11 protein-coding genes and 5 tRNA genes are annotated in these 15,614 nt (G+C 70.0%); 9 read left to right on the top strand and 7 right to left on the bottom strand.

All coding sequences use genetic code 11. From position 1 onward, the window contains the following. Together AC1PK7_RS10505 and AC1PK7_RS10510 are read right to left on the bottom strand one after the other, a co-directional pair. Positions 1-381, bottom strand: a complete 381-nt coding sequence (locus AC1PK7_RS10505) for a response regulator (RefSeq protein ID WP_010341911.1) — start codon at positions 379-381, stop codon at positions 1-3. A gap of 156 nt (positions 382-537) precedes the next feature. Then, positions 538-624: transfer RNA gene (locus AC1PK7_RS10510), tRNA-Leu, on the bottom strand. A 419-nt stretch (positions 625-1,043) separates the two neighbouring features. Here AC1PK7_RS10510 and AC1PK7_RS10515 point away from each other — a divergent pair. From AC1PK7_RS10515 to AC1PK7_RS10530, 4 genes are all read left to right on the top strand, one after another. Then, positions 1,044-1,119, top strand: a tRNA-Ala gene (locus AC1PK7_RS10515). A gap of 45 nt (positions 1,120-1,164) precedes the next feature. After that, positions 1,165-1,240 (top strand) — tRNA-Glu (locus AC1PK7_RS10520). A 115-nt stretch (positions 1,241-1,355) separates the two neighbouring features. After that, positions 1,356-1,431: transfer RNA gene (locus AC1PK7_RS10525), tRNA-Ala, on the top strand. A 44-nt stretch (positions 1,432-1,475) separates the two neighbouring features. Continuing rightward, positions 1,476-1,551: transfer RNA gene (locus AC1PK7_RS10530), tRNA-Glu, on the top strand. Positions 1,552-1,824: 273 nt separating this feature from the next. Here the strand turns inward: AC1PK7_RS10530 and AC1PK7_RS10535 are convergent. The 5 genes from AC1PK7_RS10535 to AC1PK7_RS10555 are packed head-to-tail and all read right to left on the bottom strand — an operon-like array spanning position 1,825 to position 10,246. Further along, positions 1,825-3,645 carry an esterase/lipase family protein gene (locus tag AC1PK7_RS10535; RefSeq protein WP_481100880.1) on the bottom strand — a complete coding sequence of 607 codons (1,821 nt, stop codon included), beginning with the start codon at positions 3,643-3,645 and terminating at the stop codon, positions 1,825-1,827. Positions 3,646-3,692: 47 nt separating this feature from the next. Next, positions 3,693-6,767: an efflux RND transporter permease subunit gene (locus AC1PK7_RS10540; RefSeq protein ID WP_481100739.1), complete on the bottom strand. Its 3,075-nt coding sequence runs from the start codon at positions 6,765-6,767 to the stop codon at positions 3,693-3,695. Then, positions 6,764-7,882, bottom strand: coding sequence for an efflux RND transporter periplasmic adaptor subunit (locus tag AC1PK7_RS10545; RefSeq protein WP_481100740.1), 1,119 nt, complete (start codon positions 7,880-7,882; stop codon positions 6,764-6,766). Before AC1PK7_RS10545 ends, AC1PK7_RS10540 begins: the two co-directional genes overlap by 4 nt. Before the next feature lie 22 nt (positions 7,883-7,904). Continuing rightward, complete coding sequence (locus AC1PK7_RS10550) at positions 7,905-8,723, bottom strand: MipA/OmpV family protein (RefSeq protein WP_481100741.1); 819 nt, start codon at positions 8,721-8,723, stop codon at positions 7,905-7,907. Positions 8,724-8,749: 26 nt separating this feature from the next. Then, positions 8,750-10,246 (bottom strand): efflux transporter outer membrane subunit, encoded by a 1,497-nt coding sequence (locus AC1PK7_RS10555; RefSeq protein ID WP_481100742.1) that lies wholly within the window; start codon positions 10,244-10,246, stop codon positions 8,750-8,752. A gap of 72 nt (positions 10,247-10,318) precedes the next feature. Here AC1PK7_RS10555 and AC1PK7_RS10560 point away from each other — a divergent pair, with 72 nt between their 5' ends. From AC1PK7_RS10560 to AC1PK7_RS10580, 5 genes are all read left to right on the top strand, one after another. Continuing rightward, positions 10,319-11,008: a response regulator gene (locus AC1PK7_RS10560; RefSeq protein ID WP_481100743.1), complete on the top strand. Its 690-nt coding sequence runs from the start codon at positions 10,319-10,321 to the stop codon at positions 11,006-11,008. Next, a complete protein-coding gene (locus AC1PK7_RS10565; protein WP_481100744.1) occupies positions 11,005-12,255 on the top strand; it encodes a sensor histidine kinase in 1,251 nt (416 codons plus the stop codon). The genes AC1PK7_RS10560 and AC1PK7_RS10565 overlap by 4 nt, the downstream gene beginning before the upstream one ends. Positions 12,256-12,397: 142 nt before the next feature. After that, a complete protein-coding gene (locus AC1PK7_RS10570) occupies positions 12,398-12,598 on the top strand; it encodes a hypothetical protein (RefSeq protein WP_481100745.1) in 201 nt (66 codons plus the stop codon). Positions 12,599-12,736: 138 nt separating this feature from the next. Next, the gene (locus tag AC1PK7_RS10575) at positions 12,737-14,065 is read left to right on the top strand and encodes an SWIM zinc finger family protein (RefSeq protein ID WP_481100746.1); all 1,329 of its coding nucleotides are present in this window, start codon (positions 12,737-12,739) and stop codon (positions 14,063-14,065) included. Next, positions 14,062-15,588 (top strand): DUF5691 domain-containing protein, encoded by a 1,527-nt coding sequence (locus tag AC1PK7_RS10580; protein WP_481100747.1) that lies wholly within the window; start codon positions 14,062-14,064, stop codon positions 15,586-15,588. The genes AC1PK7_RS10575 and AC1PK7_RS10580 overlap by 4 nt, the downstream gene beginning before the upstream one ends. Positions 15,589-15,614: the final 26 nt, after the last annotated feature.

A 15,614-nucleotide genomic window follows, 5' to 3' on the forward strand; every position in this document is an offset into this window, starting at 1 on the left:
TCAGGGGCGTGCGGTCGTCTTGGCGTGAGCGTCCTGCAGCGCCTTGATCAGCTGCTCGGACAGGTAGGGCTTGGTCAGCACCACACCGGCGGCGAAGCCGGGGGGCAGGGTGTCGGCGGCGACGCCGGTGGCGAGCACGAACGGCGTGCCGCGGTCGGTCAATGCCCGCGCCACCGGCTCGCTGGTCTCGCCGGCGGAGAGGCGGAAGTCGAGCACGGCCCGGTCCGGGCGTTCGCTGTCGATCAGCGCAAGCGCCTGCTGCACGGAGGCGGCAACGCCGACCACCTCGGCACCGGCCTGGGCAAGCTGCAGCTCCAGCAGCGTGGCGTTCATCTCGTCGTTCTCGACCACCAGGATACGCAGGCCCCGCAATGCCGACATCGCTTGCTCGTTAAGGTTTGGGAACAGAAAGTATAGCGGGACCGTCACAGCCGCCGCCTAGACAACCGACACAGGAAGATGAAGCGTTTACCTGTGTCTGCCTTTACATGTGGTGGTCGCGCAAAAACAAACGGCAGCCGAAGCTGCCGTCAGTCCTGGTGCCGAAGGTGGGACTCGAACCCACACGCTTTTAAGGGCGGCGGATTTTGAGTCCGCTGCGTCTACCGATTCCGCCACTTCGGCGCGGCCGCGGAGTATAGCCGACACTTCGGCTCGGCCGCCAGCGCATTTACGCTCGCCATCCTTGGGCAGGGCAGGCGGGGTCGATCAGCGGCCGTGGTGGCTGCCGAGCGTCTCTCTATATATGTGGATCGATAGGTTGGCGCCGCGTTCGGCAGCTACGTGCGTGCCGCGCAGGTAGCTGCGTTATGCGGATATCGGCAATTGCCGGCGATGGGTGCGCTGGAGGCTCTGCCAGGCGCTTTGGCGCTACCCGCAGGCTGCATCCAGCGCTCGGTGCGAGGTGCGTACGCCGTTGAACGCAGGGACGCAGCGGATTTTGCGGGTCGCGACGAGCGCCATCGCGACGTCGCGAACGTTCCGCAAAAAAACGCTTGCGTGTGCCGATCACGATCGTTAATATTCCGCTCCTCGCAGCACGTGGGGCCATAGCTCAGCTGGGAGAGCGCTTGCATGGCATGCAAGAGGTCGCCGGTTCGATCCCGGCTGGCTCCACCAACTTTTCGGACATAGGCCGTCCGCAAAAGCGACATCGTTAACAGCGTCCCCATCGTCTAGAGGCCTAGGACATCACCCTTTCACGGTGGCGACCGGGGTTCGAATCCCCGTGGGGACGCCATTTTTCAGCAGGAATTCCTCGCGCGCATCCGGGTTCGGCTCTGCCGAACGCAACGAGTGCGGGGTTTGTACATCGGAAGAAAGTCGGGTAAGATTCCGCTTCTGCCAGTACACGTGGGGCCATAGCTCAGCTGGGAGAGCGCTTGCATGGCATGCAAGAGGTCGCCGGTTCGATCCCGGCTGGCTCCACCAACTTTCCGGACATAGGCCGTCCGCAAAGCAACATCGTTATCCGCGTCCCCATCGTCTAGAGGCCTAGGACATCACCCTTTCACGGTGGCGACCGGGGTTCGAATCCCCGTGGGGACGCCACTTTTCGAAAACACCCGGCATTGCCGGGTGTTTTTTTATGTGTGCGGCGCGCGTGGGCGGTGTCCTGCAGTGCTGTGGGCAAGGCGCTGGACGCGGATGGATCGATTGCTTTTGCTTCGGGCGGAGCGGCTTGTTCTGTTTGCCGGGAGATGGCGGCTTCGGCAGACATGACAGTTCGTGCGCCATGCGTGAGCTGTGCGTGGCTGGCCGTACCCTCACCCCAACCCCTCTCCCGGAGGGAGAGGGGCTCTTGAGGGTTAGCGCTGTGCCCGCTCAGCGCAGCAGCCGGCGGATCTGCAGGATCGCCTGCGGCGTGCGTTGCACGCTGTGTCCGGAGGCGATGACGGTTTCCGAGGCGGCGCCGGGCAGGTGGGCGCTCCAGTACGGCACGATGCCATCGCTGGACTGCGCCAGCGGCACGCGTGGATCCTCCTGCCCGATGATGGAGTGGTAGGTCACCTGCGGCGAGATCGGCAACTGCGCCGCGGCGAGGATGAAGGGATCGTGGTCGCTGAGGCTGTCGATGCTGTTGGGCAGGGCGCCGAGCCTGTCCTTGCCGGCGATGTCCTTGAATTGATCCAGCACGCGCCGGGGCAGGCCGATCACCGCGCGTGCCAGCTCGCCGAGCGTGCCGGCGGCCTCCGGGGTGCCGCGGTGCGGGGTGGCCAGGAAGATCGCCTCGGACACTTCCGGCATCGGCGCGAAATGCAGCATCGGTCCGAGCCTGGCCTGCAGCGCCTGGTGCGCCTGCGGATCCAGGGTTGCATCGTCGAACAGGGTGCGCCACAGGCGGTCGCCTTCGCTGGAGGACACCATCAGTCGTGCCAGCACGCCGCCCATGCTGTGCCCGATCAGCACCATGTCATGCGCGGACACGCTGCGGCGTTGTGGATCGAGCCGGTCCAGCGTCTGCTGCAGTGCCGTGCGAACCTGCAGATGGGTGTAGGGAATCGGCAGGTTGGTCGGGTAGTACACCAGCCAGATCTGGTAGCGCGCGCGGACCTGTGGGTCGCCGAGCAGGTCGTTGGCCAGGTTGACCCAGGCCTCCGGGCTGCTGGCCAGCCCGTGCAGCAGCACCAGCACGCGCCGGTGTGGATCGTAGGGCTGGGTCAGGAACACGTGCGGCCGGTCGATGCCGTGCCCGAGGCCGAGCAGGGTGCGCAGCGATTGCGCGGCGAAGCCCGCGCGCGCCATCCACACGCCATAGCCGGCGCTGAAGTTGGCGGCCAGCGGCACGTCGATACCGCCCATCGCCACCCGCTCGCCGAGCGAGGGATCGTGGACCTCCACGTGCGCGCTGTGACCGGCCAAGACGTCCTTGAGGGTGCGGCCGTCGAAGCGCAGCAACACCGTGAGATTGGGCGTGGGCATGTCGCTGTAGGCGGGAGCGGCGTCGGCATCGTCCATGGCGTCCGTCGCCGGCTGCGGCAGGACCGCGACCATTTCCGCGCCGAAGCCATCGCGCCGATACACGCTGCGCAGCCCATCGAAGCGCAGGTCGCCGGCTGCCAGCATCGCCTCGGGCAGCGGCATGTCCTGCGGACTGCCCACGCCGCTGGCATCCAGTGTCACTGTCCAGTCGGGCAGGGCGGCGATCTGTGCGCCGGCGTCGTGCGTGGCGGGCGGATGCCGCCGGTAGCGCGCGAACAAGGCGGTCACCGCTTGCTGTACGGCGTAGTTGTAGTAGTCGCGCACCTGGGTCTGGCGTTCCTCGAAGGCGCGTTCGCTGGGCGTGCGTGCGCTGAAGAACAGGTAGGCGTAGGCATAGCGCGCGGTCTGCAGCCAGTCGGCCAGGGTGGCATCGCTGTCCGCGTCTTGCCTGGCGGCGCGTTGCGCGGCCAGCAGTGACAGCTCCGCCGCCGTCGCCAGGGCGCGTTCCTGGTCCATGTCGGCGTTGCCGAGCAACCGGTCGATGCACGGCGGCGCCTTCGCCGTGCAGCGTGCCGCGTCCAGGCCGGCGACGTTGAGCGTCTGCAGGGCGGCGTCGCTGGGGCGCGCGGCGCTCAGCGCGTCGCCGCGCTTGGCCTGGATGTAGCGCGCCGCATCCACCCGCTGCAGGGTGACGCTGGCGCAGCCGCCGGCGCACAGCGCCATGCACAGCACGGCGCAGGCCAGGATCACGCGGTGCCAGCGCTGTCGCCTCACGCCGCGACCTTCGCCGGCCTGCCGGCGCGGCGTGCGAACAGCAGGTCGTACAGCACCGGGATCACCCCCAGCGTCACCAGCGTGCCCAGGGCCAGGCCGCCGATCATGGTGATGGCCATGCCGGTCCACAGCGGCCCGGCGAACAGCATCAGCGGGATCAGGCCGACGATGCAGGTCAGCTTGGTCATCACGATCGGGCGCAGGCGCTTGACCGCCGCCGCGATTACCGCCTCGTGCCGGCTCAGGCCATCGGCCAGTTCGGCCTCGATCCGTTCGAGCAGCAGCACCGCGTTGTTGACGATGATGCCGGCCAGCGCGAGCAGGCCGAAGGTGGCCATGAAGCCGAACGGATAGCCGGTGACCAGCAGGGCGAGGGTGGCGCCGATCAGTACGAACGGAATGCTGGCGACCACGATGAACAGTTTGCGGAACGAATTGAACTGCCACACGAACAGCAGCAGGATCGCGCCCAGCGCATGCGGCATGTACTGCAGCAGCGCCTGGTTGGCTTCGGCGGCGTCCTCCAGCTCGCCGCCCATCTCGATGCGGTAGCCGGGCGGCAGGCGCAGCGCCGCCACCTTGTCGGCCAGCGCGTCCACCACCTGGTCGGTGGTCAGGTCGGGGTTGCGGCCGGTGACGGTGATGGCGCGGCTGAGGTTGCGGCGCTGGATCGTCGAAGGCTCCGAACTCAGTTGGATGTCGGCGATCGCCGACAGCGGCAGCGGCGTGGCGCCGGAGGACGGATAGATCGGCGTGTCGCCGGGATTGCCGCCGCGCGCACCCGGGCCGCTGTCGCCGCGCAGCACGATCGGCACGCTGCTGCCGTCGTCGTGGATCACCGAGGCGTCCACGCCGCCATAGCGCAGTTGCAGCGCTTTGGCGATGTCCTCGCTGGCGACGCCGGCGCGCCGCGCCTTGGCCTGATCCACCTGCACCACGTAGCGCGGAATACGGCTGTCCCAGTCGTCGCTCACGTCCAGCGTGCCGGGCAGGGCACGCAAGGCGTCGGCGATGCCGGCGGCGAGGCGGCGCAGTTGCGCTTCGTCCGGGCCGATCACCCGGTAGATGGCCACGCCGGATTCGGTAGAGCCCAGCGAAAAGCGCTTGGGCTCGGCGCGCACCGCAGGATAGGCCTGGCGCAGGTGGGTGCGCACCTTGGCGATCAGCGCGTCGATATCGGTGCCCGGCTGCACGCTGACGGTGAAGTAGGCGATGTTGGCCGCCGGCAGCGGCGGGTTCAGCCCTAGCACGATGCGCGGGCCGCCATCGGCGACATAGCCGATGCTGTCGACGATCTGCGGGTTCTGCCGACGGTCGGCCAGCCACTGGCTGATCGACTGCACGGTGCGCAGGGTCTCGCGCGCATCGCTGCCCGGTTGCAGGGTCACCGGCATCTGGAACTGCAGACGGTCGGACTTGGGCAGGAAGCTGTACGGCACCGAGACCAGCACGGTCACCGCCAGGGCGAGCAGGGCGAGCATGCTGCCCAGGAACAGCGCCTTGTGCGCCAGCAGCGCCTCGATCGCGCGCCGGTACAGTCGGTACGGCTTGGACGTGTAGCTGTCGCCATGGCCGTCGGCCGGCGCGGCATGCGCGCGGGCGAAGTACATGCACAGCAGCGGGGTGATGGTGATGCTGAGCAGCCAGGAGCCGAGCAGGGTCACCGCCAGCACGATCGCCAACGAGCGCATGTACTCGTTGGTGCTGGTCTGGCCGAAGAAGAACGGCGAGAACGCCAGCACGATCACCAGCGAGGAGGTCAGCAGCGGGATGGCCAGGCTGCGGCCGGCGGCCTCGCAGGCGGCGCGGCGTTCCTCGCCGGCGGCCAGACGCCGCTCGATGTCTTCGGCGATGACGATGCCGTTGTCCACCAGCAGGCCCAGCGCCAGGATGATCGCGGCGATCGACACGGTCTGCAGTTCCACGCCCAGCACCCGCATCGCGATCAGTGCGCCGAGGATGGTCAACGGCACGATCGCGCCGACGATCAGGCCGGTGCGCCAGCCCAGGAACAGCATCACCACCGCCATCACGATGACGATGGTCTCGCCCATCACGTGGTGCATCTTGCCCATCTCGCGCTCGACCACGTCGGCCTGGAAGGTGACCACGTGCTGCGCGAAGCCCACCGGCAGCGCCTTGGCGGTTTCGCCCAGGGTGCGGCGCAGCGCCTTGCCGACCTCGGCAACGTTGTTGCCCGGCGCCATCGACACCGCCACCACCACCGCCGGCTGACCCTGGTAGATCGCGCCGGCCTCCGGCGGATCCACCGGCATCAGCTCGATGCGCGCCAGTTGCGCCAGCGGGATCTGTCGCGGGCCGTCGGCGCCCTGCGTGGCGATCGGGGTATTGCGCAGCGTGTCCAGATCGCGCACTTCGCCGGAGGTGGTCACGGTCATCGCCATGCCCGACGCGGCGACCAGGCCGCCGCCGGCGACGACGTTCTGCGCGCGCAGTTGCTGCGCGACCATCGCCGGGGTGAGGCCGGCTTCGCCCAGCTTGGTCCGGTCGAAGGCGACGTAGACGCGCTCGTCCTGCAAGCCGTGGAAGGTGACCCGCTCGACGCCCGGCACGGCGTACAGCTGCGCGCGCATCTGCCGCAGTGGTCCGAGCATTTCGGCGGTGTTGAAGCCGGGTGCGGTGACCGCGATCGAGGCGATGGCGACGCGGCCGAAGTCGTCGTCCACCAGCGGCCCCTGCGTACCCGCGGGCAACTCGGCACCGGCCTCAGCGGCCTTGCTGCGCACGCGCTGCCACAGCGCCGGCAGGTCCTTGACGCTGTCCTGCGCGGTGACCTGCACGATGGCGCTGCCGGGATGGATGGTGGTGACGATCTTCTTCAGTCCGCTGACCTCGCGCAGCCGTTCCTCCAGCGGGCGCGCGAGCAGGTTCTCCACGCGTTCGCTGGGCATGCCGGGGAAACCGACCTGCACGATCGCATCGCGCACGGTCACGCTCGGTTCCTCCTGCGACGGGAAGCCGAGGAAGGTGACGATGCCGCCGATCAGGATCAGAGCGGCGCTGAACAGCGCCAGGCGGCTGGATTGCAAGGTGGCGCGGGTCAGGTTCATGGCGAGACGGTGCCGAGGCGGGTGGTGGGACGGAACGGCACGACGTGCTGACCGTCGTGGAGGAAGGCGGCGCCGGCGGCGACGACGCGCTCGCCCGGTGCCAGGCCATGCAGGATCTGCACACGGCCGCCATCGCTGTGCCCGGTGACGACCCGGCGGCGACGCACGCTGCCGCTGTCCTGGCGGTAAACGAACACCATGGTGTGGCCATCGGCCATGCTCGGGAGCAGCGCGCTCAGCGGTACGCTCGGCGCCTGATCGGCGCCGCTGTCGGGCAGGGCCAGCAGCAGCGATTCGCCGCTGCGCGGCTGCACGGCATCGGCGCTGTCGCTGTCGAACAGCGCCTGCACGGTGGCACCGCCGTCCACGCGTTCGGAGACGCTGCGCAGGCGCAGCGGCAAGGCCTGCTGCGGTGCGTTGCTGCGGTAGGCGAGGACACGCTGGCCGGGTTGCAGCGCCGCTGCGCGATCGGCCGGCAGCGTCGCCAGCACCTGCGCGCGATCCGCACCGTCCAGCTGCAGCACCGGCTGGCCGGCACTCACCAAGGTGTCGGGCTGCTGCAGCCGCGCCACCACGCTGCCGTCGAACGGCGCACGCAGTTCCGACTGGCGCACCGCGCGGCGCGCCAGCGCCAGGTCCGACTGCGCGCTGCGGACCTTCGCCTGCGCCGCGGCGAAGGCGCTCTTGGCCGCGGTGAGGGTGGCCGCGGAGGCGGCGCCGTCGTCGAACATGGCCTGCTGCTGCGCCAGCTGGGTCTGTTGCTGCTGCAGGTCGGCCGCGGCGATGCCGACGCCGGCCTCGGCCTGCTGCAGGCGCAGGCTGTTCGGCTCCGGATCCAGGCGCGCGAGCACTTGGCCGGCGTGCACGCGGTCGCCCACGTCCACGGCGATGGCGGCGATGCGGCCGCCGCCTTCGAAGCCGAGGTCGGCGCGCTGTTGCTGGCGCACTTGCGCGAGGTAGCGGGTGCTGTCGTGCGCGGCATCGTTGCCGACGGTTTCCAGCTTGACCGCGCGTGGCGCGTCGGGGGGCGGTGCGGCCTCGCGGCCGCAGCCGGACAGCGCCAGCGCGGCCAGTGGCAGGCACAGCGAGAGAAGCAGGGTGGGGCGCAGGGTCATGGTCGGCGATGTCCGAAAGCGATCAGAAGGTGTAGGTGACGGTGGCGCCGCCGCCGGCAGCGGCGCGGCGACGCACCACCGGGCTGCCGTCGGCGGGGCCGACGTAGCGGGTGGCGTCGAGCAGCAGCGAGGCGGTCCAGTGCGGCGACAGGGTGTGATCCCATTCGGCGCCGACCGAATAGGCGTACACGCCGGCATTGGCGCGGTGCGGTTGGAATCCGCTGGTCAGGCTCTGCGCTTCGGTGACGCCGAAGTACGCCTGGTTGAAACGGCGGTCGCCGACGTGCGCGTCCAGGTCCAGGGTGACGTTGTCGGCCGCCGCCTGCAGCAGGGTGAAGCGCGCGCCGGCGCGGTAGCGGTTGCGGCGCGCGCCGTCCTTCAGCGCGAACTCCGCCTCGGCGTCCAGCGCCAGGTACGGGGTGAGTTGCTGCATGACCAGGCTGCGCGCGGTGATCGCGCCGGGCACGTCGCCCATGCCGGCAAGGCGCGTGGAGCCGGGCCGCCAGCTGCTGTTGCGTTGCAGTCGGCCCAGGTCGTAGCCGAACGACTGGCTGGCAGAGAAGCCGTGCGCGTTCTGGAACTGCACGCCGGCACCGCGCACCGTGTCCGCGAACAGGATGCCGCGCTGTATCGAAAACACCGGCACCGCCTGCACGCGGTCGTCGGCGGAGCCGGGGTAGCGCGGGGTCAGCATGGCGCCGGCGCCCACGCTCACTTGGGTGCGATCGCCGAACAGGCCGGCGCCGGACGCCGGGTCGGGATCTGCTGCGTGCGCGGCCGGCGGCAGTGCCAGCAATGCCACGGTCAGAGTGGGCGACAGAACGGAGAGGACATGTTTCATCTGGGCAACCTCGTGCGGGGGAAAGATCAGGGCGCGTGCGGCAGTGGCACGCCGTAGAACGCGCGGAACAGCGCGATGCGATCGAGCAGCAGGTCCTGACGCGCCTGCACATGCGCCAGTTCGGCCTGCGCGGCCTGGATGTCGCCGGTCAACAGTTCGGGGCGGTCCTGCAGACCTTGCGCGACGCGTTGCTGCAGGCGCGCCACACGCTGGCGTTCGCGTTCGAGATTGGTGCGTTCGCCACGTTCGCGCTGCTGCAGCGCCGGCAACGCATCCAGCGCATCGGCGACCTCGCGGAATGCCGCTTCCACGGTCTTCTCGTAGTCGGCCACCGCGCCGTCCTTGCGCAGCTGTGCGATGTCCAGGTTGGCGCGGTTGCGGCCGCCGTCGAACAGCGGCAGCACCAGTTGCGGCATGAAGCTCCAGGTGCGACTGCCGGGCATGAACAGGCCGTTCAATGCCTCGCTGGCGGTGCCCAGCGAGGTGCTCAGGCGGATCGACGGAAAGAATGCGGCGCGCGCGGCGCCGATGTCGGCATTGCGCGCGCGCAGCTCTGCTTCGGCCTGGCGGACGTCCGGGCGCTGCAGCAGCAGCTGCGAATCGAGGTCGCGCCAGGCGCGGCCGTCGTCCTGCCCCGCGCCAGGCAGCAGGTCCTGCAGGGTGCCGACGCCATCGGGCGCGGCGTAGCCGGCGAGCAAGTGCAGGGCGCGGCGGGCGCCGGCGTGGTCGCTGGCGGCCTGCTGCGCGCGCGCCTGCGCCTGGTCGTCGTCGTGGCGCTGGCGGTCCAGCGCATCGCGGGCGATCAGTCCGACCGCCTGCTGGCGCGTGGCGATCGCCAGCAGCGCGGCACTGCGCTCGGCGATGGCCTGCGTCTGCTGCTGGCTCTGCAGGGCGGCGCGTTCCAGCGTATAGGCTCGCAGGACTTCGGCGATCAGCGCGCCGCGCGCCGCCTGGCGGCCTTCTTCGGAGGCCAGGTAGCGCTGCTGCGCCGCCGCCGACAGCGAGGCCAGCTTGCCGAACAGGTCCAGTTCGAAGCCGTCCACGCCCACTGCGACGGTACTCAGCTTCTGGCCATAGCGCGCCTGCGTGGCCGCGTCGCCGTAGTCGCGGCGCGTGCCCTGGGCATCGAGGCCGAGCTGCGGCAACTGCTGCGCGCGTTCGATGCGGTACTGGGCGCGGGCCTGTTGCACGGTCAGCACGGCGTTGCGGAAGTCCGGGTCGTGGGCCAGCGCCTGGGTGACGAGTGGGGTCAGGTCGTGCTGCGGCGAGAATGCGCGCACGAACTGCTGCTCCTGCTCGGTGAGCGCACTATCGCTTCGGCCAGGTGCTGCGGCCACGGTTGCGGTGGTCGCGCCCAGGGTGGGGGGCAGTGCGGTTTGCGGGCGCTGGTAGACCGGCGCCAAAGAGCAGCCACCCAGGGCAAGTGCGAGAAGCCCGAACAGGGCGTGGGTGCGACGCAGGCGGAGCAGCGGGGACGGTAGAATCATGGCGGCAGTCGGGTGATCGAACTCGACCGCCAGCATCGGCGGGCATGTTCAAGCCGCCTTCTAGGAATCTTCAAGATTCCATCAAGACGCCAAACACGGGCACCGGGCATGCACGCGAAGAAGATCCTGCTGGTCGAAGACGATGCCGACAGCGCCAGCATCCTTGAGGCCTACCTGCGCCGCGACGGCTTCGAGGTCACCATCGCCGAGGATGGACAGAAGGCGGTGGCGGTGCATGCGCAGTGGAAGCCGGACCTAGTGCTGCTGGACGTGATGCTGCCGCGGCTCAGCGGCACCGAGGTGCTGTCCACGATCCGCCGCAGCAGCGACACGCCGGTGATCATGGTCACCGCGATGGGCGACGAACCGGAGAAGCTCGGCGCGCTGCGTTACGGCGCCGACGATTACGTGGTCAAGCCGTACAGCCCCAAGGAAGTGGTGGCGCGGGTGTTTGCGGTGCTGCGCCGCGCCGGGCCGGCACGCGCCAGCGAGGAGCCGCTGCGCCACGAACGGCTCACCGTGGACACTGCCGCGGTGCGTGCCACTGTGCGCGATGCTGACGGGCAGGAGGTGGCGCTGGAACTGACCCCGACCGAATTCAACATCCTGGCGACGCTGATGAAGACGCCGTTCAAGGCCTTCACCCGCAGCGAACTGCTGGAGATCTGCCTGCCCGACAGCGATGCGCTGGAGCGGGTGGTGGATGCGCACGTGCACAACCTGCGCAAGAAGCTGGAACACGAGCATGTCACCGGGCTGCTGGTGACGGTGCGCGCCATCGGTTACCGCTTCCGATGAACTGGTCCTGGTTCCGCCGCAAGCGCCACGCGCCGCTGTGGCAGTGGGTGGGCCTGCGCATGAGCGCGCTGGCGGTGTTGACCATCATCGCGATCGCGCTGGGCATGGTGCTGCGCTTCGCGATCTGGGACGTCTCCACCCTGAGCCGTCTGCCGCCGCAGGCGCGGCAGGAGATGCTGCAACTGCGCGAGGATCCGCACAGCAATGCGCGGCGCCTGTGGGAACTGTTCGAGACCTATTACGACGTCGCCGATTTCCTGCCCGGACTGGCCAGCCGCGACTGGTGGCTGCTGGCGGGCATGGTGCTGGCATCGATCCCGGTGATCGTGGTCTGCGGCCTGCTTGCCTCGCGTCCGCTGTCGCGGCAGTTCTCCAACGTGGCCGCGGCGGCGCGACGGATCAGCGATGGCGATTTCGCCGCGCGCGCGCGGGTGGTGCCAGGCGCGCCGGACGAGCTGGCCGGGCTGGCGATCGACTTCAATGGCATGAGTGCGCAGCTGCAGCAGTACGAACGCGAGGTGCGCGAGTCCAGCGCGATGCTGGCGCACGAGTTGCGCACGCCGCTCAACGCGGCGATGGGACGGGTCCAGGGCATGCTCGACCAGGTGTTCCCGAGCAGCGAGGAGCAGTTGCGCATGGTCCAGCGCCAACTGGAGCAGATCAACCGCCTGGTCGGCGACCTGCACCTGCTATCGATGGCGCGCGCCAACCAACTGATGCTGGAACCGCAGCGTTTCGCACTCGGCGCATTGGTCCGCGAACGCCTGACCTGGGCCGCACAGCCGCTGCAGGAGGCCGGCATGCAGGTGCACGTGCGCATTCCCGAGCAGTTGCATATCAGCGCCGACCGCGACCGCCTGGGCCAGGTGCTGTCGGTGCTGATCGACAACGCGCTGCGCTACGCCGCGGCCGGCGGCCAACTGGCGCTGGAGGCACAGGCCGATGCCGAGGGCGTGCTGATCCGCGTGTCCGATCGCGGCCCCGGCGTCGACGAAGAGGCGCTGGCGCGGATGGGCGACCGCTTCTGGCGCGCCGACGCCTCGCGTGCGCGCCATTCCGGTGGCAGCGGCCTGGGCCTGTCGATCGCCGCTGCGATCTGCCAGGCGCACGGCGGTGCGCTGGAATTCGCCAACCGCGAGGGCGGCGGGCTGTGCGCGCGGGTGCGTTTGCCGCATGCGCCTGCGGGCGATGCCGATGCGCCGGCGACCAGTGCGTCGGCGGCGACGCCGCGCAAGCGCCACGCCTGAGATCCGCAACGGCTGCGGAGCGTAGATGCGGTTCTGCATCCGGCCGTCCATGCGACACGCGCCAAGGCAGACCACTTGGCGATAGAGTAGGGCAAGGCCGAGCAGGCATCGGCCCGCCCCAGTGTCGCAACCGGATCTCGCAATGCGTGCAGCCAGCACCCCCATCCCGACCGGAACCACCGTCGCCGAATGGCGCGCCATCGAACAGGCCGCCACCCGGGAACTGCAACGCCGCACCGAGGGGGCGCATACCGCGGTGATCGCGCTGCTGCAGGCGCACTCCGCCGCGTTCAGCGCGAAACAGCGCGCCCAGATCCTGCGGCGGTTGGGGCGGGGCGGCTGAGCCACGGCCGCATGGCGCCGCGGTCGTGCCATGGCCGCGGACCGATATCTGGGCGGGCAGGCGTTCGGCTCCCGACGATGTCGCGGATTGCCACACAAGCTCGGCTATCATCGTCGCGACGCTGAGATGAGTGCGGATATGGAAGTGCGACTCACGCGCGAGCAGGTCCTCGCGCTTGCGCCCGATGCGGCATCGGCCAAGGCGGCCGCGGGCCTGGCCACGGACGCGAAATGGGGCCTGCTCGGGGCCGATGCCGAGGTGCTGTGGGGAGAATGCCAGGGCAGTGGCGCCAAGCCCTACCAGACCCAGGTGGACCTGGCGGCGATGGTCAGCCGTTGCTCGTGTCCCAGCCGCAAGTTCCCGTGCAAGCATGGCCTGGCCATGCTGTTGCTGTATGCCGTCGGCAATCCGCGCTGCGTGCCGGGCACCCGCCCGGCCTGGGTCGACGAATGGATGCAGGGGCGCCGCGAGCGCGCGGCACGCAAGGAGGTCGCCGCCAGTACGCCGCCGCCCGACCCGCAGGCCCAGGCCGCGGCGGCGGCCAAACGCGAACAGGCGCGCTGGGCGCGCATCCAGGCCGGCGCGATGGAACTGCAACGCTGGATCGCCGACCGGTTCCGCCAGGGTCTGGCCAACCTGGGCGCGGAGTTCGCCCACGACGCACGGCGCATGATGGCGCGCATGGTGGATGCACAGGCACCGGGGCTGGCCGCGCAGTTGGAGCGCGCCGTAGGCGAGGGCGGGCGCGATCTCGCGCAACTGGCCGATCTCGGCGAGCGCCTCGGCCTGCTGCAGCTGTTGGCCCAGGCGGTGCTGCGGGCGGAGGGCTTCAGTGCCGCGCGGCAGGCCGATCTGCGCGCGGCGCTGGGCTGGCCGCTGGAGCGCGAGACGGTGCTGCGCGACGGCGAAGCGGTGCACGATCGCTGGCACATCCAGGGCCAGCTCCTGATCGAGCAGCCGGGCAATCTGCTGGAACGCCGCGTGTGGCTGCACGGCATGGATAGCGGCCGTTCGGCGTTGCTGCAGGACTACAGCCACGGTGGGCGCGGCTGGGAGCAGCACTGGCGCAACGGCGACGTGCATGTCGGCCGCCTGCACTTCCATCCGGGCACGGTGCCGTTGCGTGCCGTCCCGGGCGAGGTGGATGCCGGGGTGCAAGCAGGGGCCGCGCCGCCATGCACCGACACCCTCGACGACGCCGCCCGCGCGCATGCTCTCAACCCCTGGCTGCCGCAGGTACCCATGCGCCTGCAGGACGTGCACATCGCGCACGATGGCCGCGGCGCCTGGGCGCAGCATGCCGACGGCAGCCTGCCCCTGCAGGTGTCCGCGTTGCAGGGCTGGGCGCTGCTCGCGTTCGCGGGTGGCCATCCGCTGTGTCTGATGGGCGAGTGGGATGGCGATACGTTGTTGCCGCTCAGCGCCTGGAATGCGCAAGGCGAGCGTTGGGAAAGGAGCGCGGCATGAACGAGGCCTGGTTGAAGCCGGCCCTGTTGGGCATCGATCGCCTGCAACGGATCCCGGTCGACGGCGCGCTCGGCGAGGTGCTCGCTACCATCGCCACGCAGGAGGACGTCGCACTGGGCTACAGCCTGCAGGTGGGCGCGTTGGCGGCCTGCCGGCGTGCGGCGCTGCGTCTGGGCGCGCCAATGCCGCTGGTGCCGCCTGCACCGCCGGATCCGCAGGTGCTGCCCGCCGATCATCCCTGGTTGCCGGTGTTGCGGGGGCTGTTCGCCGGCCAGCAGCCGCCCGCGTGGCTGAAGCGCCTGCGCCACGAGGCCTGCCTGCAGTTGGCCGCTCGCGGCCAGCATCTGCCGGTCGCGGTACTGCCGCAGGCATTGGATGCAGGCGCCCGGCTGAGCGCGCTGCGGTCCGCATTGCGCCCGGTACTCGGTGCGCGTGGGCGATGGCTGGCGGCGCGCAGTGCGGAGTGGGCCTACGCCGCCGATGCGGTTGAGGCGGCGCAGACGCCTGCAGACCTGGAGCGCATGTGGAACGACGGCGCGTTCGACACCCGGTTGCTGGCCTTGCGGCAGTTGCGCACGCAGGACGCCTCTGGCGCACGCTCGCGCCTGGAAGCCGCACTCAAGGATCTGTCTGCGCGCGAACGCGCGGCCTGCGTCGAGGCCTTGCAGGCGCACCTGAGCGATGCCGACGCGCCCTTGCTGCAGCAGCTGTTGAAGGATCGCAGCCGCGAAGTGCGGCTGCTCGCCGGGCCGATGCTGGCGCGACTTTCGACAAGCGCGCATGCGCAGTACCTGCGCACGCAGATGCTCGGCATCCTGCGGCAACAACGCAGCGGCTTGCTGCGCCGGGTGAGCTGGATGCTGGATGCGCCGTCCGCCGCCGATCCTGGTTGGACCGACGCCGCCATCGACGGCAAGCGGCCGGATCACGACGCCCTTGGCGAACGCGCCTGGTGGCTCTACCAACTGGCGCGACAGCTGCCGCTTGCCTGGTGGTGCGACACCCTGGAGAAGACCCCGGAAGAGGTGTTGGCCTGGGCGCGCGACACCGAGTGGTACGACGCCTTGCTGCGTTCCTGGCTGGAACGCGTGGATGCCAGCGAACCGGCCTGGGTGGAAGCGCTGATCGGCGTGGAGCAGCGGTTGCTGGGCCTGGGCGACCTGCTCGCGCTGTTGCCGCCGGCGCAGCGCGAGCGGCACTGGCCGGCCAGTGCCGCCGACCTGCAGCAACAACGCCTGCTCGGCGACGTGCTGGCCAGCACCGCGCTCGGCCAGACCCTGAGCGTGGCGTATTCGCAGCGGTTGGCGGCAGGGCTGGGGGCCCTGTTCGGCGAGGCCACGCTGCGCCACGACTACACCCTGCGCGATGCGCTGCTGGAACTGCTCGCCGTCCTGCATCCGTCCGCATTGCTGCAGGTAAAGGTGGCCGATCCGCCGGCAGATGCCACCGCCGCCATGCTCGATTGCGTGCAGCAGGCCCGCCAGCTCCTGGCCCTGCGCCAGACCCTGCACGCCGCATCCTGATCCTCACGCCTTTCATTGGAGACCTC

The organism is Xanthomonas sp. NCPPB 3174, from assembly GCF_056725205.1.